The organism is Rhodoferax sp. BAB1, assembly GCF_013334205.1.
Lineage (GTDB): Bacteria > Pseudomonadota > Gammaproteobacteria > Burkholderiales > Burkholderiaceae_C > Hylemonella.
Genome location: NZ_CP054424.1, coordinates 255007 through 278527 on the forward strand (window position 1 = coordinate 255007; position 23521 = coordinate 278527).

Consider the following 23521-nt stretch of genomic DNA (forward strand, 5'->3'; position numbering starts at 1 on the left):
TCGCTAAATTCTTATATTTCACCCATCAAGAATTTCAACCCTCAGGAGTCATTGATGAGCAGTTCGACCCAGATCACCGACGCCAAGAAGCGCTATAGCGCAGGCGTTCTGAAATACAAGCAGATGGGCTACTGGATGCCCGACTACGTGCCCAAGGAGACGGACACGATCTGCCTGTTCCGTATCACCCCGCAGGACGGTGTGGACCCCGAAGAGGCCGCCGCCGCCGTGGCCGGCGAATCCTCCACCGCCACCTGGACGGTGGTATGGACCGACCGCCTGACCGCCTGCGACAGCTACCGCGCCAAGGCCTACAAGGTGCAGCCGGTGCCGAACAACCCGGGCCAGTACTTTGCCTGGGTGGCCTATGACCTGATCCTCTTTGAAGAGGGCTCGATCTCCAACATGACGGCCAGCCTGATCGGCAACGTGTTCTCCTTCAAGCCGCTCAAGGCAGCGCGCCTGGAAGACATCCGCATCCCGGTGGCCTACCTCAAGACCTTCAAGGGCCCGCCGACCGGACTGGTCGTCGAGCGCGAGCGCCTGGACAAGTTCGGCCGTCCCCTGCTGGGCGCCACCACCAAGCCCAAGCTGGGCCTGTCGGGTCGCAACTACGGCCGCGTGATCTATGAAGGCCTCAAGGGCGGCCTGGACTTCATGAAGGACGACGAGAACATCAACTCGCAGCCTTTCATGCACTGGCGTGACCGTTTCCTCTACGTGATGGACGGCGTGAACAAGGCACAGGCCGTGACCGGCGAGGTCAAGGGCAGCTACCTTAACGTGACCGGCGCCACGATGGAAGACATCTACGAGCGCGCCGAGTTCGCCAAGGAGCTGGGTTCGGTCGTGATCATGCTGGACCTGGTGATCGGCTGGTCCGCCATCCAGTCCATGGCCAACTGGGCCCGCAAGAACGACATGATCGTGCACATGCACCGTGCCGGTCACGGTACCTACACCCGCCAGAAGAACCACGGCGTGAGCTTCCGTGTGATCGCCAAGTGGCTGCGCATGGCCGGTGTCGACCACCTGCACACCGGCACCGCCGTGGGCAAGCTCGAAGGTGACCCGATGACCGTGCAGGGTTACTACAACGTCTGCCGCGACAGCTACACCAAGGCCGACCTGCCGCGCGGCCTGTTCTTCGACCAGGACTGGGCCGACACCAAGAAGGTGATGCCGGTGGCTTCGGGCGGCATCCATGCCGGCCAGATGCACCAGCTGATCGACCTCTTCGGCGACGACGTGATCCTGCAGTTCGGCGGCGGCACCATCGGCCACCCGCAGGGCATCCAGGCCGGTGCCGTGGCCAACCGCGTGGCGCTCGAATGCATGGTCAAGGCCCGCAACGAAGGCAAGGACATCAAGAACGAAGGTCCGGCAATCCTGAAGAAGGCCGCCCAGACCTGTGGTCCGCTGAAAGCCGCGCTGGACACCTGGGGCGACATCAGCTTCAACTACCAGTCGACCGACAGCAGCGACTTCGCCGTCACGCCCGCCGTGGCCTGAGACCAGGAATACAGGAGAACCGAATCATGATGACCAACCCCACCGGCCGCCTGACCCAGGGCCAGTTCAGCTTCCTGCCCGACCTGACGGACGCCGAAATCACGCTGCAGATCGAGTACGGCCTCAAGAAAGGCTACGCCTGGAGCGTGGAATACACCGACGATCCGCATCCGCGCAACACCTACTGGGAAATGTTCGGCATGCCCATGTTCGACCTGCAGGATGCTGCCGGCGTGTTGATGGAGGTGAAGAACTGCCGCAAGGCCTTCCCCAACCTCTACATCCGCCTGATGGCCTTCGACTCCACCCGCAATATCGAGTCGATCGCGATGAGCTTCATCGTGAACCGGCCGAAGACCGAAGGCGGTTTCATGCTGGAGCGCCAGGAAATCGGTGGCCGCTCGATGCGCTACACCACGCGCGGTTACGGTGCCAACAAGCCGGAAGGCGAGCGCTATTGATTAAGTAGCAACCCTGCCCCGACGCCGCAAGCGCCGGGGCAGGCGCAACAGGACAGCTTCGACCCATGAGTGCCCCCAGTTATTCCATTCCCGGCGTCGCGTCGGCCGCCCCCGCGGGCCCGGCCGACACCACTGCCGATGCCGCCGCCTCCATGGCCATGGTGGACAGCGGCGCGCGCAGCGTGGCGCAGGTGCTGGCGCAATCGCAGGTCGAAGACGTCTTGGCCGAACTGGAGCGTGACCTGGTCGGCCTGGCGCCGGTCAAGGCGCGCATCCGCGACATTGCCGCCCTGCTGGTGATCGACAAGCTGCGCATCAACCTGGGCCTGACCAGCCAGGCGCCCAGCCTGCACATGAGTTTCACCGGCAACCCGGGCACGGGCAAGACCACGGTGGCCATGCGCATGGCGCAGATCCTGCACCGCCTGGGGTATGCGCGCAAAGGGCACATGGTGGCGGTCACGCGCGACGACCTGGTGGGCCAGTACATCGGCCATACCGCACCCAAGACCAAGGAAGTGCTCAAGAAAGCCATGGGCGGCGTGCTCTTCATCGACGAGGCCTACTACCTCTACCGCCCCGAGAACGAGCGTGACTACGGCCAGGAGGCCATCGAGATCCTGCTGCAGGTGATGGAGAACCAGCGCGACGATCTGGTCGTGATCCTGGCCGGCTACAAGGACCGGATGGACACCTTCTTCCAGTCCAACCCGGGCATGTCCTCACGGATTGCCCACCACCTGGACTTTCCCGACTACTCGGTCGGCGAGCTGATGCAGATTTCCGGGAAAATGCTGGAGACGCAGAATTACCGCTTCGGCCCCGGTGCGGCCGAGGCCTTCGACCGGTACCTGCAATTGCGCATCGGCCAGCCGCATTTCGCCAACGCACGCAGCGTGCGCAACGCACTGGACCGGGCCCGTCTGCGCCAGGCCAGCCGCCTGTTTGCCGAGCGCGACCGTGAACTGAGCCGGGACGACCTGACGACCATCGAGGCGCAGGACATCCTGGCCAGCCGACTGTTTAAAACCGAGTGAGGTTCACCATGACCCAGCCCACGCTACAAGCCCTGATCTTCGACGTCGACGGCACCATCGCCGACACCGAGAGCCTGCACCTGGAGGCCTTCAACTACGCCTTCAATGAGCTGGACCTGGGCTGGCACTGGGACCCCGCGCTGTACACCGAACTGCTGGAAGTTTCCGGCGGCAAGGAGCGTGTGCAGCATTACTGGAAGCAGATCAACCCCGACATCAAGTCCATCGATGCCCAGGGCGTCCAGGACACGGTCAATCGCATCCACGAACTCAAGACCGCCTACTACGAGGGCGCCATCAACGGCGGTGCCATCGGCCTGCGTCCGGGCATCCTCGAGCTGTTCGACGAAGCGGCCGGCGCCGGTGTGCAGCTGGCCATTGCCACCACCACCTCCCCGGTCAACATCGCGGCCCTGCTGCGCCGTGCCATGGGGCCGGGCTGGCGCCACGCCTTCGCGGCCATCGGCGACGGCTCCACGGCACCGCTTAAGAAGCCGCACCCCATGGTCTACGAGCAGATCCTGCAGATCCTGCAACTCGATCCGCGCCAGTGCCTGGCGTTCGAGGATTCGGGCAACGGCCTGAAGGCCGCCACGCTGGCCGGCCTGGCCACCGTGATCACGCCCACGCAGTACACGCGCCACCACGACTTCAGCCGCGCCATGCACGTCCTGCCCGACCTGGGGGGCGTACACCTGTCCGACCTGCGGTTATGGCACCAGGCGCACTGGTCCGGCGAACGCCTCCTGACCGTCGATCAATAAAGAGAACCCTCCATCATGCCGCTGTCCAAACGCACCACCCTGACCCAGTTCCTGATCGAGGAGCGCCGTCGCTTCCCCGACGCCCGGGGCGACTTCAATGCGCTGATCCTCGACGTGGCCTTGGCCTGCAAGGCCATTGCGCGCGCAGTGGCCTTCGGCGAGCTCGGTGGCGTGCTGGGCAACCAGAACGGCGACAACGGCGGCAGCGTGAACGTGCAGGGCGAGACGCAGAAGAAGCTCGACGTGCTGAGCAACGACCTCTTCACGCGCCTGAACGAGTGGGGTGGTCACCTGGCCGGCATGGCCTCCGAAGAGATGGACCTGCCCTACCAGATCCCGGCCAAGCAACCGCGCGGCAAGTACCTGCTGGTGTTCGACCCGCTGGACGGCTCCAGCAACATCGACGTCAATGTCTCGGTCGGCAGCATCTTTTCCATCCTGCGCGCGCCCGAGGACGTGGTCAAGTCCGGCCGCGATGTCACCGATGCCGACTTCTTCCAGCCCGGCACCCGGCAGGTGGCCGCTGGCTACGCGCTCTACGGCCCCACCACCATGCTGGTGCTGACGGTGGGCAACGGCGTCAACGGCTTCACGCTCGACCCCAACCTGGGCGAGTTCATGCTCACGCACCCGAAGATGCAGATTCCGGCCGACACGCAGGAGTTCGCCATCAACGCCTCCAACAGCCGCTTCTGGGAAGCGCCGATCAAGCGTTATGTCGATGAATGCATGGCTGGCAAGACCGGTGCACGCGGCAAGGACTTCAACATGCGCTGGATCGCCTCCATGGTGGCCGAGGCGCACCGCATCCTGATGCGTGGCGGCGTCTTCATGTACCCCAAGGACACCAAGGACCCGACCAAACCGGGCCGCCTGCGCCTGTTGTACGAGGCCAATCCCGTGGGTTTCATCATGGAGCAGGCCGGTGGCCGCGCCAGCACGGGCCGCCAGCCCATGCTGACGGTCCAGCCGACCTCGCTGCACCAGCGTATCGGCCTGATCTTCGGCTCGAAGAACGAGGTGGAACGCATCGAGCGCTACCACGCCGAGCCCGCCAAGGTCCAGGACGACAACCCGCTGTTCCATGAGCGCGGCCTGTTCAGAGTATGACCCCCCCTGAGTGCCCTGCGGGCCCTTCCCCCAAGGGGGACGACACCAGCGGCCCGGCGAAGCCGGTTCCGCGGTGTCCCGCGATGAATATCGCATAGGTGGCTTTGCAGTGCCTCGATCGAAAGAATTCTTAGCTCCAGGAGACCTTTGTGTCTGAACGTCATCCCATCATCGCGATCACCGGCTCATCGGGGGCCGGAACGTCCACCGTGACGCGCACTTTCGCCAACATCTTCCGCCGTGAAGGCGTGAAGGCCGCCATCATCGAGGGCGACAGCTTCCACCGCTACAACCGCAAGGAGATGAAGCTCAAGGCCAGCGAGGCGGAGAAGACCGGGAACAAGCACTTCAGCCATTTCGGCTCCGACAACAACCTGTTCGGCGAACTCGAGAGCCTGTTTGCCAACTACGCCAAATCCGGCACCGGTCAGGCACGCAAGTACCTGCACAACGAGGAAGAGGCGGCGCCCTACAAGCAGGAGCCCGGCACCTTCACGCCCTGGGAAGCGCTGCCGGCCGACACCGACATGCTGTTCTACGAAGGCCTGCACGGCGCCGTGGTCACGCCCGCGCACAACATCGCCCAGCATCCGGACCTGCGCATCGGCGTGGTGCCGGTGATCAACCTGGAATGGATCCAGAAGCTCTGGCGCGACAAGCACCAGCGCGGCTACAGCACCGAGGCGGTGACCGACACCATCCTGCGTCGCATGCCCGACTACGTGAACTACATCGTGCCGCAGTTCGCGCACACGCACGTGAACTTCCAGCGTGTGCCCATGGTGGACACCTCCAACCCCTTCATCTCGCGCGACATCCCCTCGGCCGACGAGAGCATGGTGGTGATCCGTTTCGCCAATCCCAAGGGCATCGACTTCCCCTATCTGCTCAACATGATCGACGATTCCTGGATGAGCCGCGCCAACACCATCTGCGTGCCCGGCGGCAAGATGGAACTGGCCATGCAACTGATCTTCACGCCCTTCGTCTGGCGCATGATGGAACGGCGCAAGCGCGCGCTGGGAGCGAACTGAAATGAGCGTTCTGAAGACCCCTCCCACACCCGAACTCGCCCGTCGCATGGCCAACGCCATCCGCATGCTGGCGGTCGATGCCGTCGAGCAGGCCAAGTCCGGCCACCCCGGCGCGCCCATGGGCATGGCCGACATTGCCGAAGTGCTGTGGAACCGCCACCTCAAGCACAACCCGATCAATCCGCACTGGCCTGATCGCGACCGCTTCGTGCTGTCCAACGGCCACGGCTCCATGCTGATCTATGCGCTGCTGCACCTCACCGGCTACGACCTGCCGATGGACGAACTCAAGCGCTTCCGCCAGCTGCACAGCAAGACCGCCGGCCACCCGGAAGTGGGCGTGACGCCGGGCGTGGAAACCACCACCGGCCCGCTGGGCCAGGGCATCGCCAACGCCGTGGGCATGGCGCTGGCCGAGAAGCTGCTGGCCGACGAATTCAACCGCGAGGAAGACGGTGTCAGCCACAACATCGTGGACCACCACACCTACACCTTTCTGGGCGACGGTTGCATGATGGAAGGCATCAGCCACGAGGCCTGCGCCCTGGCCGGCACGCTGCGCCTGTCCAAGCTGATCGCCTTCTACGACGACAACGGCATCTCCATCGACGGTCACGTCGAAGGCTGGTTCACCGACGACACACCTGGCCGCTTCACGGCCTACGGCTGGCACGTGATCCCGAATGTCGATGGCCACAATCCCGCGGCCGTGGAAGCGGCCCTGGTTGAGGCGCGCAAGCAGGCCGCGCTGCCGCATGGCAAGCCCACCCTGATCTGCTGCAAGACCGTGATCGGCCAGGGTTCGCCCAACAAGGCCGGCACGCATGACGTGCACGGCGCTGCGCTGGGCGCCGCCGAGGTGGCCGCCACGCGCGAAGAGCTGGGCTGGACCGCCGCCCCCTTCGAGATTCCGGCTGATATTGCCCAGGCCTGGGACGCGAAGGAACGTGGCGCTGCCGCCGAGCGCTCCTGGCGCACCCGCTTCGAGGCCTATCGCACGCAATACCCCATGGAAGCAGCCGAGTTCGAGCGCCGCATGGCCGGTGACCTGCTGCCCGACTTCGCCGCCAGGCTGCCCGAACTGTTCGAAGCTGTCGCCGCAAAGGCCGACGCCGTGGCGACCCGCAAGGCCAGCCAGAACGCGCTGGATCTGCTCAGCCCCCTGCTGCCCGAGTTCTTTGGCGGCAGTGCCGACCTGACCGGCTCCAACCTGACCAACTTCAAGGGCTGCATCAAGGCCGGGCGCGACGCCTGGGGCAACCACATGTCCTACGGCGTGCGCGAGTTCGGCATGGCCGCCATGATGAACGGCATCGCCCTGCACGGCGGCTACCTCCCTTACGGTGGCACCTTCCTGACCTTCAGCGACTATTCGCGCAACGCCATCCGCATGGCGGCGCTGATGAAGCTGCGCGTGATCCATGTCTTCACGCACGACTCCATCGGCCTGGGTGAAGACGGCCCCACGCACCAGTCGGTCGAGCACGTGCCTTCGCTGCGCATCATCCCCAACCTGGACGTCTGGCGTCCGGCCGACGGCCTGGAGACCGCCGTGGCCTGGGCCTGCGCCATCGAGCGCCGTGACGGTCCCAGCGCCATGGCGCTCTCGCGCCAGAACCTGCCGCGCCTGGCCGACCGCGCCGAACTTGCCGCCCACATCCGACGCGGCGGTTACATCCTGGCCGAGATCGACGTACCGCGCGCGGTGATCATCGCCACCGGTTCCGAAACCATGCTGGCCATGCAGGCGCATGAGCTGCTGGCCAAGGAAGGCATCCCGACGCGTGTCGTCTCCATGCCCTGCACCAATGTGTTCGACCGCCAGCCGCAGTCCTACCAGGACGCCGTGCTGCCGCTGGACCTGCCGGGTGTGGCGGTGGAGGCCGCGCATCCGGACTTCTGGCGCAAGTACGTCGGCCGCCGTGGCCATGTGGTGGGCATCGCGAGCTTCGGCGAGTCGGCGCCCGCCAAGGACCTGTACCAGCACTTTGGCATCACGGTGGAAGCCATCGTGCAGGCCGTGCGGGGTCTGGTGCGCGAAGGTGCCGCAGCGGCCGCCTGATTTTTTTTGCCAGATTTATTTCCATGAATAAGCAAGTAAACGTGCCTTTCGATCTGGTCATGTTTGACCTGGATGGCACGCTGATCGAAACCGCGCCCGAAATCTGCGATGCCGTCAACGACACGCTGCAGCACTTTGGCCTGGCGCAGGTGGCGCAGGAGCAGGTGGACCGCTGGATTGGCCACGGCACGCGCGAGCTGCTGGTGCAGGCGCTGGCCCAGGTGCGCCGGCTCACGGTAGAGGAGGTACGCCGCTGTGATGACCTGCCCCTGATTGCCGCCGAATTCGATCGCCATTACCAGCGCCGCTGCGGCACGCGCAGCCACCTGTACCCGCATGTGCGCGAGGTGCTCAAGAGCTTGCGTGCCCAGGGCATCTACCTGGCCGTGGTCACCAACAAGGAGGCGCGTTACACGCGCACCGTGCTGGCCGCCCACGCGCTCGAGCCGCTGTTCGACCGCGTGGTCAGCGGTGACACCCTGCCGACCAAGAAACCCGATCCGGCCGGCATCCACAGCTGCCTGGTGCAGTTCCAGGTGGACGCCGCGCGCGCGCTGTTCGTCGGCGACTCGTCGATCGACGTGGCCAGCGCGCGCAATGCCGGTGTGCCGGTCTGGGCGATGCCCTATGGCTACAACATGGGCCAGCCCATCGAGGCTTGCGGGCCCGATCGCGTGATTCCTGACTTCCGTCAGCTATTGAATTGACAAACCATCAGAGGAGAGTTTTGTGACGATCAAGGTAGGCATCAACGGCTTCGGCCGCATCGGGCGCAACGTGCTGCGCTCCGCCGTGGCGAACTTCAAGGACATCGAGATCGTCGCCATCAACGACCTGCTCGAACCCGACTATCTGGCTTACATGCTCAAGTACGACAGCGTGCACGGTCGTTTCAAGGGTGAAGTCAGCGTCGAAGGCGGCACCCTCATCGTCAACGGCAAGAAGATCCGCCTGACCCAGGAACGCGACCCCGCCAACCTGAAATGGAACGAAGTCGGCGCTGACGTCGTCATCGAATCCACCGGCCTGTTCCTGGACAAGGCCGGCGCCGAGAAACACCTGGCCGCCGGTGCGAAGAAAGTCATCATCTCCGCCCCCAGCAAGGACGACACCCCCATGTTCGTCTTCGGCGTCAACGACAAGAGCTACGCCGGCCAGGCCATCATCAGCAACGCCAGCTGCACCACCAACTGCCTGGCCCCCGTGGCCAAGGTGCTCAACGACAAATGGGGCATCAAGCGCGGCCTCATGACCACCGTGCACGCTGCCACCGCCACCCAGAAGACCGTGGATGGTCCTTCCAACAAGGACTGGCGCGGCGGGCGCGGCATCCTGGAAAACATCATCCCCAGCTCCACCGGTGCGGCCAAGGCCGTGGGCGTGGTCATCCCCGAGCTCAACAAGAAACTCACCGGCATGTCCTTCCGCGTGCCCACCAGTGACGTCTCCGTGGTCGACCTGACCGTGGAACTGAACAAGGAAGCCGACTACCAGGAAATCTGCGCCGAGATGAAGGCCCAGAGCCAGGGCGCCTTGAAGGGCGTGCTGGGTTATACGGAAGACAAGGTGGTGGCCACCGACTTCCGCGGTGAAGTCTGCACCTCGGTGTTCGATGCCGAGGCCGGCATCGCGCTGGACAAGACCTTCATCAAGGTCGTGGCCTGGTACGACAACGAGTGGGGTTACTCCAACAAGTGCCTGGAGATGGCACGCGTGGTCGGCCGCTGATCCGGAGCCAAGCATGAACTTCCTCCGCTTCCAGAGCCTGTGCGAGCAGGGCCAGGCCAAAGGCAAACGCGTGTTCATCCGCGCCGACCTCAACGTCCCGCAGGACGATGCGGGCAACATCACCGAAGACACCCGCATCCGCGCCAGCCTGCCCTGCATCCGCATGGCCCTCGATGCCGGCGCCGCCGTCATGGTGACGTCCCACCTGGGCCGCCCCACCGAAGGCGAATTCAAGCCGGAGGATTCCCTGGCCCCGGTGGCCCGGCGCATGGCCGAACTGCTGGGCCGTGAGGTGCCGCTCATCTCCAACTGGGTCGACGGCGTCAGCGTGGCCCCCGGCCAACTCGTGCTGCTGGAGAACTGCCGTTTAAACAAGGGCGAGAAAAAGAACAGCGAAGAACTCGGCAAAAAGATGGCCGCCCTGTGCGACATCTTCGTGCACGACGCCTTTGGCACCGCCCACCGCGCCGAAGCCAGTACTTACGGCATCGCCCAGTACGCCAAGGTCGCCAGCGCCGGCCCCCTGCTGGCGGCCGAGATGGATGCCATCGGCAAGGCCCTGAGCGCGCCCAAGCGCCCCCTGGTGGCGATTGTTGCCGGCTCCAAGGTCAGCACCAAGCTCACCATCCTCAAATCCCTGGCCGACAAGGTCGACCAGCTCATCGTGGGCGGCGGCATTGCCAACACCTTCATGCTGGCCGCCGGCCTGAAGATCGGCAAGAGCCTGGCCGAGCCCGACCTCCTCAAGGAGGCCCAGGCCGTCATCGAAGCCATGAAAGCCCGGGGTGCTGAAGTGCCGATCCCCGTGGACGTGGTGACCGCCAAGGAATTCAAGGCCGATGCCAAGGCGACGATCAAGAAGGCCACCGAGGTGGAAGCCGACGACCTGATCCTGGACATCGGGCCCGAGACCGCGAAGAAGCTGGCCGAACAACTCAAGGCGGCCGGCACCATCGTGTGGAACGGCCCGGTGGGCGTGTTCGAGTTCGCGGCCTTCGAGAACGGCACCAAGGAGATTGCCAGGGCGATTGCCCAGTCCAGCGCCTTCTCCATCGCCGGCGGGGGTGACACCCTGGCGGCGATTGCCAAGTACGGTATCGAGAAGGACGTGGGCTACATCTCCACCGGCGGGGGCGCCTTCCTGGAGGTGCTGGAGGGCAAGACCCTGCCGGCCTTCGAGATCCTGGCCAAACGTGCGCAGGGCTGATTTTCTTTTTTCATACTAGACAGGACGACACCATGGCATTCGCATCACTCCGACAGGTTCTCGATCACGCCGCCGAGCACGGTTATGGCGTGCCGGCCTTCAACGTCAACAACCTCGAACAGGTGCTGGCCATCATGGAAGCAGCCCAGGAAACCGACAGCCCGGTGATCCTGCAGGCTTCGGCCGGCGCGCGCAAGTACGCGGGTGAGCCCTATCTGCGCCACCTGATGCTCGCGGCCGTGGAGTCGCACCCGGACATCCCGGTGGTGGTGCACCAGGACCACGGCACCTCGGCGGCGGTCTGCCAGCAGTCCATCCGCTCGGGCTTCACCAGCGTGATGATGGACGGCTCGCTGATGACGGACGGCAAGACCCCGGCCAGCTACGACTACAACGTGGACATCACGCGCCGCGTCTGCGAGATGGCGCACCCGGTGGGCGTCTCGGTCGAAGGTGAGCTCGGTTGCCTGGGTTCGCTGGAGACCGGCGAAGCCGGCGAGGAAGACGGCGTCGGCGCCGAGGGCAAGCTCACGCACGACATGATGCTGACCGACCCGGTGCAGGCCAAGGACTTCGTGGCCAAGACCGGCGTGGACGCGCTGGCCATTGCCATCGGCACCAGCCACGGCGCCTACAAGTTCACGCGCAAGCCCACCGGCGACATCCTGGCCATCGACCGCATCGCCGCCATCCACGCACAGATCCCGAACACGCACCTGGTGATGCACGGCTCCAGCAGCGTGCCGCAGGAGTGGCTGGCCATCATCCGCCAGTACGGTGGCGACATCAAGGAAACCTATGGCGTGCCGGTGGAGGAGATCCAGCGCGGCATCAAGAGCGGTGTGCGCAAGATCAACATCGACACCGACATCCGCCTGGCCATGACCGGCGCCATGCGCGAGATCTTCGCCAAGCAGCCCAGCGAGTTCGATCCGCGCAAGGCGCTGGCCGCTGCCAAGAAGGCCGCGCGCGGTGTGGTCAAGGCGCGCTTCGAGGCCTTCGGCTGTGCCGGCATGGCTTCGAAGATGAAGCCCATCGCGCTGGAAGCCATGGCGGCCCGTTACGCCTGAGTTTTTCAACAACCGACCCGAGGAGACCCCATGAAATTGATCCACATCGCACTGGCTGCCGTCGCACTGGTGTCCATGCCCGCCTTCGCCAGCAAGGAAATCGCCAGCAAGAATGCCTGCATGGCCTGCCACGCGGTTGATCGCAAGATGGTCGGCCCGTCCTTCCAGGACGTGGCCAAGAAATACAAGGACCAGAAGGATGCCGAGGCCATGCTGGCAGGCAGCATCAAGAAGGGTGGGGCCGGCAAGTGGGGCCCGGTGCCCATGCCGGCGCAGGCAGCCCTGGCCGAAGCCGATGCCAAGACCCTGGCGACCTGGGTGCTGGCCGGCGCCAGATAAGTTTCGTACAGAGACGGAAAAGAAGAAGGGGCGGTCCTGCGGGACCGCCCCTTGCATTTCAGCGCTGGCTCAGCCGAATCTTTCCAGCAGGCGGGCCGACTTCTCGACTTCCTGCATGGCGTGTTCCTCGCTCTCGGCGTCGTAGACGGCTTCCATCACGGTGCAGGCCATCATGCGGTAGAAGGCCTTGTCCATGGCCTTGCGGGCGGCTGACATCTGCAGCGCCACGTCTTCGCAGCTGCGGCCCTCCTGAATCATCTCCACCAGGCCACGCACCTGCCCCTCGATGCGGCGCAGGCGGTTGACCACGTCTTTCTGGTGATCGGCGCGGTAAATGGCGGATTTGGAGGCTTCTGCTGCGGGGGCGGCGGCTGGCTTTCTCGGCATGGACGGCTCTCAGGTAACAGGCTGCAAGGCATTCAGTGTGCCAGATTTCAGCCGGCGGGGCACGCGGCCCGCTGTCGCATACCCTACCCTATAGGGTATAGGGTAGGTCCCTATGGCCGTGAGCAGGAACTTGTTGCACGATGATGACAGCCGTACTTACCCTAGGGGGTAGGGCTTCCAGTTTCTGTACATTTCCATGAAGGGTATTCACGTGAGTCTTATGAACCGAATTCTTCGCAGCCTGCCTCTGCTGGCTCTTGTTGTCCTGACCACCGGCTGCGGCACGATCAGCACGATAGGCAAGCTGGAGGACGGCGCGGGCGCCGAAGCCAGCCGCATGTGGGACCGCTGGGTCGACGCCGAGGGCGACATCGCCGTGGCCACGACCTGGGAGCGCAAGGTCAAGGCGGGTGTGACGATCAACGACCTGGAGCAGGCGCTGACCCAGATCGCCGCCGAACGCAATATGAAGGGTGTGGGCGATCTGCCGCTGTCCAAGGAGCTGGAGGCGCGCACCGGCAAGCCGCAGAAGTTCCTCAAGGTCTACTCCTTCTGCACGCCCGCCACCGCCCGCATGATGGTGGATTTCAGCCCGCACATGGCGGCCTACCTGCCCTGCCGCATCACGGTGGTGGAGAAGGAAGACGGCCTGTGGATGTACACGCTGAACATGGACATGATGGTCAAGATGGGGCGCAAGCTGCCGTCCCCCTTGAAGGAAGAAGCCTGGAAAGTGCGCGAAACCATCTGGGACATGATGGAACGCGGCTCCAAGGGTGAGTTCTGAGCGAAGAGTCAGCTAGGAAAATTCATATAACCACGGAGACAATATGAGCAAGACAAAACTTTTCCGCAACACAGCCATCGCCCTGGCTGCTGCTGCCACCCTGCCTGCGGCCATGGCCACCAACGGCTATTTCGCGCACGGCTATGGCATGAAGGCCAAGGGCATGGCTGGCGCGGCTGTCGCCTCGACCGACGATGCGTTCGCCGGTGCGAACAATCCGGCCGCCGCCGCCTGGGCAGGTAACCGCGTGGACCTGGGTGTTGACCTGTTCATGCCCAAGCGCAGTGCATCGTCGACAGCCAGTTCTTGGGCAGCAAGCAGCGACAGCAACGAGTTTCTCGTGCCCGAGCTTGGCTGGAACAAAGTCATCAGCGACAAACTGGCTTTCAACCTGACCGTCTACGGCAATGGCGGCATGAACACTGACTATCCGACGAACAACGGATTTGGTACCGGTCGCATGGGCGTTGATCTCATCCAGTTGATCGTTGCACCCACGCTCGCCTACAAATTTGCCCCGGATCATTCCGTGGGCGTTTCGCCCCTTTTCATCCAGCAGAAGTTCAAGGCGTCTGGCCTCCAGAACTTTGGCGTCACAGACACCGGCTACGACACAAGCACTGGCACCGGCGTGCGCATCGGCTATCTGGGCAAGATCAGCAGCACGGTTTCCCTTGGTGCGTCCTATTCGCCCAAGACAGACATGTCCAAGTTCGACAAGTACAAGGGCCTGTTTGCCGAGCAGGGGGACTTTGATATCCCGGAAAACTACACGATTGGCGCGAGCTTCATGGCGTCCCCGACCCTGCGTGTTGCGTTCGATTATCAGAAGATCATGTACAGCGGCGTGAAGGCTATCGCCAACCCCAGCAATACGGGCGGGACACTCGGTGCGGCCAATGGTCCGGGCTTTGGGTGGTCGGACGTCAACGTTTACAAGCTGGGTGTGGAGTGGAAGTCGAGCGGCGATTTGACTCTGCGCGCTGGACTTAACGTTGGCGACAACCCTATCCAGTCTCGTGATGCGACTTTCAACATCCTGGCGCCTGGCGTCATCACGACCCACTACACCTTGGGTGGTACCTACGCTGTGGCCAAGGACAAGGAGCTGACGGTCGCCTATATGTACGCACCCGAAAACTCCGTGACAGGTCCGACCTCGTCATTGCTTGGCGGCGGCGGCAATGACACCATCAAGATGTCCCAGCAATCCCTGGGCGTCCAGTTCAGCTGGAAGTACTAAGCGCGCTACGTTTGATTCCAAAGGTCTGAGGGCCGGGTGCAAGCCCGGCCCTTTTTTGTGTCGTTTGCACACCCCTGCCGTTTGCAGGGGTGGTTGCCCACAGTCCCACTCTTCGCTAATCTTGTGACCATGCACAAATACCTCGCCATCCCCTTTTTCATGCTCGGCAGTGTGGCCGCGGCCCAGGTGCCCCCCGTGTTCCAGGGGGCTGATCTCAAGCTGGGCGAGAAGCTGATCGCCGAGAGCAAGTGTGTGGCCTGCCACCAGCAGAAGGTGGGCGGCGATGGCAGTGCCATCTACAAGCCGGCAGGGCGCATCAACACGGCCGGTTACCTGCGTGGCATGGTCGAGCAGTGCAATACCGAGCTCAACCTGGGCTTTTTCCCGGAAGAGGTCACGGCCGTCGCTGCCGTGCTGAACCGGGATCATTACCGTTTCACAAAGTGAAAATAAACCCCAAGGGGTTTAGTCGGAATACGCGTAAACACCTAGGGACATATTTCGTGGAATCTATATATTCGCGTATGTGAATATTAAGAAATAGCAAATGAAGCGCGCGGCAGCAGAGGTCACCACGATCGCCGGCTATGAGGCCGCCGCCGAGTTGTTCGGGGTGCTGTCCACGCCGATCCGGCTGCGCATCATCGGCGCGCTGTGCGGGAACGAGAAGAACGTTTCGCAGTTGCTACAGGAGATCGAGGTGTCGCAGCCCAATATGTCGCAGCAGCTTAATGTGCTGTACCGGGCGGGCGTGGTGGACAAGCGGCGCGATGGCGCGCAGATGTATTACCGCATCGCCGACGAAACGGTGGTGCGGGTGTGCAAGGCCGTGTGCGAGCAGGTCGGCACGGATGGGACAGAGGCGCGCCAGGCCGGTGTGGACTGAGCCGGGCGCAGGCAGACGAATCGCCAGCTGATGGCAACGATAGCAAGGAGAGTGTGATGCAGGACAACTTGAGTTCGGGCAGGATCCGCAAGGCGCCCGAGAATTTTCTGAACCGCGACGAGATCCAGACCGTCGTTGCGGAGGCCAAACAGGGCCGCCGCAATTTCATACGCAACGCGTTTGCCGCGGCTGCCGCAGGTGCCGCCGGCACTGCCGCGCTGGCCCAGGGCAACCCGGTGCCCACCGAGGGTGGCGACCCCAACATCCTGAAACTGCCCGAGCACAGCACGGGTCTGGGCCAGGGTGTGGCCGTGGATGACGGCTACGGCAAGCCCTCGAAGTTCGAATCCAATGTGCAGCGACGCCAGAGCCCGGGTCTGACCCAGACCACCCAGGCTTCGGTGTCCTTTGCGCCGCTGCAGTCGCTGTTCGGCATCGTCACGCCCAGCGGCCTGCACTTCGAGCGTCACCACCAGGGCTGGTGGGACATCGACCCGTCCAAGCACCGCCTGATGGTCAACGGCATGGTCAAGGCCAACAAGGTCTTCACCATGGACGAGATCATGCGTCTGCCGGCCGTCTCGCGCTTCCACTTCATCGAATGCGGCGCCAATACCGCCGTCGAGTGGGGCAATGTGGCCGTGCCGACCGTGCAATACACGCACGGCATGATTTCCTGCAGCGAGTTCACCGGCGTGCCGCTGATCACCCTGCTGGAACTGGCCGGGGCCGACCTGAAGAAGGGCAAGTTCGTGCTGGCCGAGGGCGCCGACGGCTCCTCCATGACCCGCACCATCCCCATGGAACTGATCACCTCCGGCGAAGTGATCGTGGCCTACGGCCAGAACGGCGAGATGCTGCGCCCCGAGCAGGGCTACCCGCTGCGCCTGGTGGTGCCGGGTGTGCAGGGTGTGAGCTGGGTCAAGTACCTGCGCCGCATCGAAGTGGGCGACATGCCCTACGCGGCCAAGGACGAGGCCGTGCACTACATGGACCTGATGCCCAGCGGGCTGCACCGCCAGTACACCAACATCCAGGAATGCAAGAGCGTGGTGACCACGCCCTCGGGCGGCCAGGTGCTGCTGGACAAGGGCTTCTACAACATCTCCGGCCTGGCCTGGTCGGGTCGCGGCAAGGTCAAGCAGGTGGACGTGTCGGTGGACGGCGGCCGCAACTGGCGCCGTGCGCGCCTGGAAAACCCCGTGATGTCCAAGGCGCTGACGCGCTTCAACATCGACTGGGTGTGGGACGGCAAGCCGGCCATCATCCAGAGCCGCGCGACCGACGACACGGGTTATGTGCAGCCGACCTACAAGCAACTGCGTGCCGTGCGTGGCACGCGCTCGATCTATCACAACAATGCCATCCAGTCGTGGCTGGTGCAGGAAAGCGGTGAGGTGAAAAATGTCCAGGTTTCTTAATGCAGTTCTGACGGCCGCACTGCTGGCTGGCGCCGGTGTTGCGCAGGCCCAGAGCGCCAAGTACCCGGGTGTCGGTCGCGATGCGACCCCCAAGGAAGTGGCCGCCTGGGACATCGACGTGCGCCCCGACTTCAAGGGTCTGCCCGTCGGTTCCGGCAGCGTGGCCAAGGGCCAGGACGTGTGGGAAGGCAAGTGCGCCCACTGCCATGGCATCTTCGGCGAGTCCGGCGAAGTGTTCAGCCCCCTGGTGGGCGGCACCACGGCCGAGGACATCAAGACCGGTCGCGTGGCCAACCTGCAGCGCGCGGACTACCCGGGCCGCACCACCTTGATGAAGGTGCCCACCGTGTCCACGCTGTGGGACTACATCAACCGTGCCATGCCCTGGAATGCCCCCAAGTCGCTGAGCACCGAAGAGGTGTACGCCGTGACGGCCTTCCTGCTGAACCTGGGCGGTATCGTGCCCGACAACTTCGTGATGTCGGACAAGAACATTGCCGAAGTGCAGGCCCGCATGCCCAACCGCAACGGCATGACGCGTGAGCACAATATGTGGCCCGGCCCGGAATTCAGCAAGGTCAGGAAGGCCGATACCAACAACGTCGCCTGTATGAAGGACTGCGTGCCGGAAGCCAAGGTCGCCTCTTTCCTGCCCGACTATGCCCGCAATGCGCACGGCAACCTGGCCGAGCAGAACCGTCTGGTGGGTGCCCAGCATGGCGCCGACACGACGCAACCTGAGCGCAAGGCAGGTGTCGCCGCGTCGGCCACGGAAACCCCGGCGGCCAAACCGGCTCCTGCTGCCAAACCGGCGGCCAAGCCTGCCGCTGCCGGCGGCGACAACAAGGCGGTCCTGGCGCTGCTCTCCAAGTACAGCTGCACGGCCTGCCACGCCATGGACAAGAAGCTGGTGGGCCCGAGCTTCCAGGACATCGCCAAGAAGCACGCCGGCAAGGCTGACTATCTGGCGGGCAAGGTGAAGAATGGTGGCTCTGGCGTCTGGGGTCCGATCCCGATGCCAGCGCAGTCTCTGAGCGAAGCTGAAGCGAAAACTATCGCAGCCTGGCTGGCAGCCGGCGCGGCGAAGTGAGGCAATAAGTACAAATACCGATAGGGCAGGGTAGATTTTTTCATTAGCATGGACTTATTCAAGGAGCATCACATGCAAACTCGTCGCGAGACACTGAAACAAAGCGCCGTGGTGGCGGGCCTGCTGGCCTCCGCCGGCCTGATCCCGCAGCAGGCTGCGGCTTACGAGAAGGCTGCCTTTGACGCCAAGACTGCGGCCGAAGTGGCCAAGGCCCTGGGCGCGGGCGCTCCGGTGGAGAGCAAGGACGTGACCATTGGTGGTCCGGACATTGCCGAGAACGGTGCGGTGGTGCCGCTGACGGCCAGCACCACGCTGGCAGGCGTCAAGCGCATGCTGATCCTGGTGGAGAAGAACCCGGCGGCCATGGTGGCCATGTTCAACGTGAGCGATGCGGTGGAAGCCAACTTTGCCACGCGCGCCAAGATGGGCCAGTCCTCGGACGTGTACGCCGTGGCCATCATGGCTGATGGCAAGGCCTTCTTTGCGAAGAAGGAAGTCAAGGTCACGCTGGGCGGCTGCGGCGGTTAAGCGCTGACGCACAGAACCACCACAGTATTCACACAGATTTAGGAGTATCAAAATGGCAGATCCGATGCGCATTCGCGCGCAAGCCGCTGGCGACAAGGCCACCGTGCGCGTACTCATGAGCCACGAAATGGAATCCGGACAACGCAAGGACTCGGCAGGCAAGCTGGTGCCGGCGTGGTTCATCCAGGACGTCAGCGCCTCCCTGAACGGCAAGGTTGTGATGACCGCCGAGTGGGGCCCGGCCGTCTCCAAGAACCCCTTCATGCAGTTTGTGGTCAAGGGTGCCAAGGCCGGTGACAAGATTGCCGTGACCTGGAAGGACAACAAGGGCGACAGCCGTACCGACGAAGCTACGGTATCCTGATACCCTTGCACTGAACGACAAATGGAGAAGGGCGCGACCCTTCTCCATTTTTTGCTTTCACAACAACCGACGAGGTGACAAAAATGAAACGTTGGACCTTGGCGCTCGCCGCCACCATGATCAGCGGGGCTGCGCTGGCCCAGAAGTCCGCCAGCGACGGCATTGCGGAATACCGCGCCATGCTGGCCGACGGTAACCCGGCCGAGCTGTTCGAAGCCAAGGGTGAAGACCTGTGGAAGCAAAAGCGCGGCCCCAAGAACGCCTCGCTGGAGAAGTGTGATCTGGGCAAGGGCCCGGGCGTGGTCAAGGGTGCTTTCGTCGAGCTGCCGCGCCACTTTACCGACACCAACAAGGTGCAGGACCTGGAGTCCCGCCTGGTGAGCTGCATGGAGACCCTGCAGGGCTTCAACGGCGCGGAGATCGCCAAGACGGCCTTTGGCCGCGGCGAGCAGGCCAACGTCACGGCCCTGGCCACCTGGATCGCTGCCGAGTCGCGCGGCATGAAATTCAACCTGCCCCAGAGCCACAGCCAGGAGCAGGTCATGTACGAAGTGGGCAAGCGCCTGTTCTTCATGCGCAGCGGCTCGCACGACTTCTCCTGTGCCAGCTGCCACGGCGAGGACGGCAAGCGCATCCGCCTGCAGGACCTGCCCAACCTGACCAAGAATCCGGGTGACGGCATCGGCTTTGCCGCCTGGCCGGCCTACCGCGTCTCCAACGGCCAGATGTGGAGCATGCAGCTGCGCCTGAACGACTGCTACCGCCAGCAGCGTTTCCCCTACCCGCTGTTTGGCAGTGACGCCACCGTCGCCCTGGGCACCTATATGGGTGTCAACGCCAAGGGCGCCGAGAACATCGCCCCGGCCATCAAGCGCTAAGAGGAGACCGATACCATGAAAAAACAGACTCTCTACATTGCAGGCTTTGCTGCCCTGGCTGCTGCACTGGTGGCTGGCTGCTCCAGCCTGCCCAGCAGCGCCGAGCTGGACAAGATGGCGACCGACATCGCCAAGGCCTCCTTCCGTGACCAGGGCCAGGCCAAGGTCGACCGCCTGGTGCTGGACGATGCCAACCTCGAATGCATGAAGGCCGACGTGGCGGGCAAGCCCATCGAGGAGAAGACGGCCAAGGCCATCGAGGCGGCCAACTTCGCCAGCATCAAGTGGCCCGCGGGCGGCCAGTACATCGGTGACTGGAAGGAAGGCGAGAAGATTGCCCAGAGCGGTCGCGGCATGACCTGGAGCGATGCGGCCGGCAGCGAGAACGGCGGCAACTGCTACAACTGCCACCAGATCAGCAAGCAGGAGATCTCCTTCGGCACGCTGGGCCCGAGCCTGTACAACTACGGCAAGATCCGTGGTGTGAGCAACCTGTATGCGCCCGAGTCTGCGGCCATCATCCAGTACACCTGGGGCAAGATCTGGAACGCACGTGCCTACAACGCCTGCTCGCAGATGCCGCGCGCCGGTCACAAGGGCGTGCTGACCGAACAGCAGGTCAAGCACATCATGGCCCTGCTGCTCGACCCCAAGTCGCCGGTTAACCAGTAATTCCTCTACCATCGGCCCGGGGTGCGTCCCCGGGCTCTTTTTTCCTCTAAACATCAGTGGATGCGAAAACATGAATCTTTCAAAACGTGAATTCATGCAGGTGCTCGGCGCGGGCACCATGGCTGGTTTGGGCATGGGCACCTACGCCGAGGCCGACGCGGCCACGGCGGCCCAGGGTCTGTACGACATTCCCAAGTTCGGCAATGTGTCCTTCCTGCACATGACCGACTGCCACGCGCAGCTCAAGCCCATCTACTTCCGTGAGCCCAACGTGAACCTGGGCATCGGCAGCATGAAGGGCAACCTGCCGCACTTGGTCGGCGAGCACCTGCTCAAGGTCGCCAAGGTACGCCCCGGCACGGCCGAGGCACATGCCCTGACCTACCTCGACTTCGAGAAGGCCGCCAAACGCTACGGCAAGGTCGGCGGCTTCGCGCACCTGGCCACCCTGGTCAAGCGCATGAAGGCCAGCCGCCCCGGCGCGCTGCTGCTCGACGGCGGCGACACTTGGCAGGGTTCGGCCACCTCGCTGTGGACCAATGCCCAGGACATGGTCGACGCCTGCAAGCTGCTGGGCGTGGACGTGATGACCGGCCACTGGGAGTTCACCTACGGCATGGAACGTGTCAAGGAGATCGTCGAGAAGGACTTCGCCGGCAAGGTGGACTTCGTGGCGCAGAACGTCAAGACCAACGACTTCGGTGACCAGGTCTTCAAGCCCTATGTGATCCGCGAGATCAATGGCGTGCCCTGCGCCATCATCGGCCAGGCCTTCCCCTACACCCCCATCGCCAACCCGCGTTACATGGTGGCTGACTGGGCCTTCGGCATCCAGGACGAGAACATGCAGGCCATGGTCAACGAGGCGCGCGGCAAGGGCGCCCAGGTCGTGGTGGTGATCTCGCACAACGGCATGGACGTGGACCTGAAGATGGCCAGCCGTGTCTCCGGTATCGACGCCATCATGGGCGGCCATACGCACGACGGCATGCCCGTAGCCAGCATCGTCAGCAACAAGGGTGGCAAGACCCTGGTTACCAACGCCGGCTCCAACGGCAAGTTCCTGGGCGTGCTCGACTTCGATGTCAAGGACAAGAAGGTCAGCGATTTCCGCTACAAGCTGCTGCCCGTGTTCTCCAACATGCTGCCGGCCGACAAGGAGATGGACGCGCTGATCAACAAGATCCGTTCGCCCTATGAAGCCAAGCTGAACGAGGTGCTGGGCGTGACCGAAGGCACGCTGTACCGCCGCGGCAACTTCAACGGCACCGGCGACCAGCTGCTGCTCGATGCGCTGCTGGACGTGCAGGGCGCCGACATCGCCTTCTCGCCGGGCTTCCGCTGGGGCACCAGCCTGCTGCCGGGCCAGGCGCTCACGCGCGAGTGGCTGATGGACATGACCGCCACCACCTACTCCTACGCCACCGTGACCCCGATGAGCGGTGCCACGATCAAGACCGTGCTGGAAGACGTCTGCGACAACCTGTTCAACCCTGATCCCTACTACCAGCAGGGCGGCGACATGGTGCGCGTGGGCGGACTGACCTACAGCTGCAACCCGCTGGAAAGCATGGGCAAGCGCATCTACGACATGCGCCTGAACGGCAAGCTGATCGAGGCCGACAAGAGCTACAAGGTGGCCGGCTGGGCCCCGGTGGCCGAGGAGGCCCGCAACGCCGGCAACAAGCAGGTCTGGGACGTGGTCGAGACCTGGCTCAAGGCGCGCGGCGGCAAGATCAGCCCCCGCAAGCTCAACATGCCCAAGGTCGACGGCGTGCTGCCCAATCCGGGTTACGCCGCGCTGTAAAGCCGCACGGCGGCCAGCAGAAAAACGGGCCCCGCGGGGCCCGTTTTTTTGCGCTGACCGGAATCAGCGGATCTGCTCGATCGAGAACTTCTTGTCCAACACGACCGCAGGAATCAGCGCATAACCCTGGTTCTGCCAGTGCATGAGCTCGGTGATGGCCGAGGGTGCGACCTCCACGAAGTCCTGCATGTCGGCGGCGCTGTAGCCGTAGTCCTGCAGCGCCAGGCCGCAGACCTTGAACTTCACGCCCATGTCGGCGTAATAGCGCATGCGCTGCAGCACCTCCTGGTAGCGTTCCTGGTTCTTTTTCGCCAGCGTCACGATCTCGGTGCCGTGCAGCAGCACAATGATCTTGATGTCCTCGGGGAACATGCTGTAGGGCGCCTCGGTCAGCGGATTGACCAGGCTGCGCACCCAGTACAGGGCCGCCCCCAGCTTGGCGGGGTCGTCGAGAAAGATGTCGACCAGGGCCTTGGGGTTCTGGTAGGGCGTTTGCACCACCTTGGCCTGGGCCAGGGCGGGGGTGGGCGGCAGCAAGAGGCCTGCGGCCAAGGTGAGGCCAGCATACAGGTGCAGGGCAGACAGGCGAAACATAGGGAACTCCTGATGGTCGGGGCAGGGTGGGCAGACCATCATAGTTGCCATGCGATGCGTCAAGACATGCAGGGTATTAGGGGGATGCTGGTGGTGGCTTGGCTGACCGGCTGTGCCTCCATGCTGCCGGAGACACATACCAATACTGCGAGCTTCCAGCGTTTTGACGAGGCCCGCGCTGCCCTTGAAGCCTTGGAGCCACAAGATGACTGCAAGGCGCTGGAAACAATGGCTTTACGCAGGCCCATCATCCCGATATGACCCAGCTCAGGGCAATGAGGTGCACCGTTTCGTACCCGGCGCACTGCTCAAACGTGAAGATCTGGACCCGTGCATCCCGGCCTGCCTGGAGGCGCGAGACGCCTGTCGTGGTGAGGAGGTCGTAGGTGGGCGCATTTCTAAGGTGAGTGACACGGTGGTCTACCGATCCTGGAGCGGCCAGCCCGCAGTCAACGAGGTGGAAGCCACGCGCAACCCGCTCGGTCCCTTCAAGGACATCGGCCCGCCGACCGCGATCGGTGCGGTGCCGACCAAATGATC

The 23521-nt window shown here is 63.8% G+C and carries 27 protein-coding genes; 25 read left to right on the forward strand and 2 right to left on the reverse strand.

All coding sequences use genetic code 11. From position 1 onward, the window contains the following. The first annotated feature begins 54 nt into the window (after window positions 1-54). The 12 genes from HTY51_RS01240 (at window position 55) to HTY51_RS01295 (ending at window position 12324) form a co-directional block, all read left to right on the forward strand. Window positions 55-1512 carry a form I ribulose bisphosphate carboxylase large subunit gene (locus HTY51_RS01240; RefSeq protein ID WP_174251024.1) on the forward strand — a complete coding sequence of 486 codons (1458 nt, stop codon included), beginning with the start codon at window positions 55-57 and terminating at the stop codon, window positions 1510-1512. A gap of 26 nt (window positions 1513-1538) precedes the next feature. Continuing rightward, window positions 1539-1973 carry a ribulose bisphosphate carboxylase small subunit gene (locus tag HTY51_RS01245; protein WP_174251025.1) on the forward strand — a complete coding sequence of 145 codons (435 nt, stop codon included), beginning with the start codon at window positions 1539-1541 and terminating at the stop codon, window positions 1971-1973. A gap of 65 nt (window positions 1974-2038) precedes the next feature. Continuing rightward, window positions 2039-3010 (forward strand): CbbX protein, encoded by a 972-nt coding sequence (gene cbbX / locus HTY51_RS01250; RefSeq protein WP_174251026.1) that lies wholly within the window; start codon window positions 2039-2041, stop codon window positions 3008-3010. 8 nt (window positions 3011-3018) lie between these two features. After that, window positions 3019-3774, forward strand: a complete 756-nt coding sequence (locus HTY51_RS01255; RefSeq protein WP_174251027.1) for an HAD-IA family hydrolase — start codon at window positions 3019-3021, stop codon at window positions 3772-3774. 15 nt (window positions 3775-3789) lie between these two features. Next, window positions 3790-4884, forward strand: coding sequence for a class 1 fructose-bisphosphatase (locus HTY51_RS01260; RefSeq protein ID WP_174251028.1), 1095 nt, complete (start codon window positions 3790-3792; stop codon window positions 4882-4884). 149 nt (window positions 4885-5033) lie between these two features. Further along, window positions 5034-5918: a phosphoribulokinase gene (locus HTY51_RS01265; protein ID WP_174251029.1), complete on the forward strand. Its 885-nt coding sequence runs from the start codon at window positions 5034-5036 to the stop codon at window positions 5916-5918. A gap of 1 nt (window position 5919) precedes the next feature. Beyond that, window positions 5920-7980: a transketolase gene (tkt, locus tag HTY51_RS01270; RefSeq protein WP_174251030.1), complete on the forward strand. Its 2061-nt coding sequence runs from the start codon at window positions 5920-5922 to the stop codon at window positions 7978-7980. Window positions 7981-8003: 23 nt separating this feature from the next. Beyond that, window positions 8004-8687, forward strand: coding sequence for an HAD family hydrolase (locus HTY51_RS01275; RefSeq protein WP_174251031.1), 684 nt, complete (start codon window positions 8004-8006; stop codon window positions 8685-8687). Between the two features lie 22 nt (window positions 8688-8709). Beyond that, window positions 8710-9708 (forward strand): type I glyceraldehyde-3-phosphate dehydrogenase, encoded by a 999-nt coding sequence (gap, locus tag HTY51_RS01280; protein ID WP_174251032.1) that lies wholly within the window; start codon window positions 8710-8712, stop codon window positions 9706-9708. A 13-nt stretch (window positions 9709-9721) separates the two neighbouring features. Then, the gene (locus tag HTY51_RS01285; protein ID WP_174251033.1) at window positions 9722-10915 is read left to right on the forward strand and encodes a phosphoglycerate kinase; all 1194 of its coding nucleotides are present in this window, start codon (window positions 9722-9724) and stop codon (window positions 10913-10915) included. Between the two features lie 32 nt (window positions 10916-10947). Next, complete coding sequence (gene fba, locus HTY51_RS01290) at window positions 10948-11985, forward strand: class II fructose-bisphosphate aldolase (RefSeq protein ID WP_174251034.1); 1038 nt, start codon at window positions 10948-10950, stop codon at window positions 11983-11985. A 30-nt stretch (window positions 11986-12015) separates the two neighbouring features. Next, the gene (locus HTY51_RS01295; protein WP_174251035.1) at window positions 12016-12324 is read left to right on the forward strand and encodes a c-type cytochrome; all 309 of its coding nucleotides are present in this window, start codon (window positions 12016-12018) and stop codon (window positions 12322-12324) included. Window positions 12325-12393: 69 nt separating this feature from the next. On the opposite strand, the gene HTY51_RS01300 is transcribed toward HTY51_RS01295, so the two are convergent. Beyond that, a complete protein-coding gene (locus HTY51_RS01300; RefSeq protein WP_174251036.1) occupies window positions 12394-12711 on the reverse strand; it encodes a metal-sensitive transcriptional regulator in 318 nt (105 codons plus the stop codon). 220 nt (window positions 12712-12931) lie between these two features. Here HTY51_RS01300 and HTY51_RS01305 point away from each other — a divergent pair, with 220 nt between their 5' ends. From HTY51_RS01305 to soxB, 11 genes are all read left to right on the forward strand, one after another. After that, window positions 12932-13498, forward strand: a complete 567-nt coding sequence (locus HTY51_RS01305) for a DUF302 domain-containing protein (protein ID WP_174251037.1) — start codon at window positions 12932-12934, stop codon at window positions 13496-13498. Window positions 13499-13541: 43 nt separating this feature from the next. Then, a complete protein-coding gene (locus tag HTY51_RS01310; RefSeq protein ID WP_174251038.1) occupies window positions 13542-14741 on the forward strand; it encodes an OmpP1/FadL family transporter in 1200 nt (399 codons plus the stop codon). Between the two features lie 129 nt (window positions 14742-14870). Continuing rightward, a complete protein-coding gene (locus tag HTY51_RS01315) occupies window positions 14871-15188 on the forward strand; it encodes a hypothetical protein (RefSeq protein ID WP_174251039.1) in 318 nt (105 codons plus the stop codon). Between the two features lie 100 nt (window positions 15189-15288). Then, window positions 15289-15627 carry a helix-turn-helix transcriptional regulator gene (locus tag HTY51_RS01320; protein ID WP_174251040.1) on the forward strand — a complete coding sequence of 113 codons (339 nt, stop codon included), beginning with the start codon at window positions 15289-15291 and terminating at the stop codon, window positions 15625-15627. Between the two features lie 56 nt (window positions 15628-15683). After that, entirely contained in the window at window positions 15684-17048 is a 1365-nt protein-coding gene (gene soxC, locus HTY51_RS01325) for a sulfite dehydrogenase (protein ID WP_174251041.1), read from the forward strand. Next, window positions 17032-18138, forward strand: a complete 1107-nt coding sequence (locus tag HTY51_RS01330; protein ID WP_174251042.1) for a c-type cytochrome — start codon at window positions 17032-17034, stop codon at window positions 18136-18138. Before soxC ends, HTY51_RS01330 begins: the two co-directional genes overlap by 17 nt. A gap of 72 nt (window positions 18139-18210) precedes the next feature. Further along, entirely contained in the window at window positions 18211-18666 is a 456-nt protein-coding gene (gene soxY / locus HTY51_RS01335) for a thiosulfate oxidation carrier protein SoxY (RefSeq protein ID WP_174251043.1), read from the forward strand. A gap of 52 nt (window positions 18667-18718) precedes the next feature. Next, window positions 18719-19030, forward strand: a complete 312-nt coding sequence (gene soxZ / locus HTY51_RS01340; RefSeq protein WP_174251044.1) for a thiosulfate oxidation carrier complex protein SoxZ — start codon at window positions 18719-18721, stop codon at window positions 19028-19030. Window positions 19031-19113: 83 nt separating this feature from the next. Beyond that, window positions 19114-19908, forward strand: a complete 795-nt coding sequence (gene soxA / locus HTY51_RS01345) for a sulfur oxidation c-type cytochrome SoxA (RefSeq protein ID WP_174251045.1) — start codon at window positions 19114-19116, stop codon at window positions 19906-19908. 15 nt (window positions 19909-19923) lie between these two features. Beyond that, entirely contained in the window at window positions 19924-20580 is a 657-nt protein-coding gene (gene soxX, locus HTY51_RS01350; RefSeq protein ID WP_174251046.1) for a sulfur oxidation c-type cytochrome SoxX, read from the forward strand. Between the two features lie 70 nt (window positions 20581-20650). Then, complete coding sequence (gene soxB, locus HTY51_RS01355) at window positions 20651-22387, forward strand: thiosulfohydrolase SoxB (protein WP_174251047.1); 1737 nt, start codon at window positions 20651-20653, stop codon at window positions 22385-22387. A gap of 63 nt (window positions 22388-22450) precedes the next feature. Here the strand turns inward: soxB and HTY51_RS01360 are convergent, their stop codons facing one another. Then, on the reverse strand, window positions 22451-22981 hold the full coding sequence (locus HTY51_RS01360; protein ID WP_174251048.1) for a DsrE family protein: 531 nt from the start codon (window positions 22979-22981) through the stop codon (window positions 22451-22453). Between the two features lie 54 nt (window positions 22982-23035). On the opposite strand from HTY51_RS01360, the gene HTY51_RS01365 reads away from it, so the two are divergent. Together HTY51_RS01365 and HTY51_RS18720 are read left to right on the forward strand one after the other, a co-directional pair. Further along, complete coding sequence (locus HTY51_RS01365; protein ID WP_174251049.1) at window positions 23036-23242, forward strand: hypothetical protein; 207 nt, start codon at window positions 23036-23038, stop codon at window positions 23240-23242. Window positions 23243-23396: 154 nt separating this feature from the next. Continuing rightward, entirely contained in the window at window positions 23397-23519 is a 123-nt protein-coding gene (locus HTY51_RS18720; protein WP_256406578.1) for a hypothetical protein, read from the forward strand. Window positions 23520-23521: the final 2 nt, after the last annotated feature.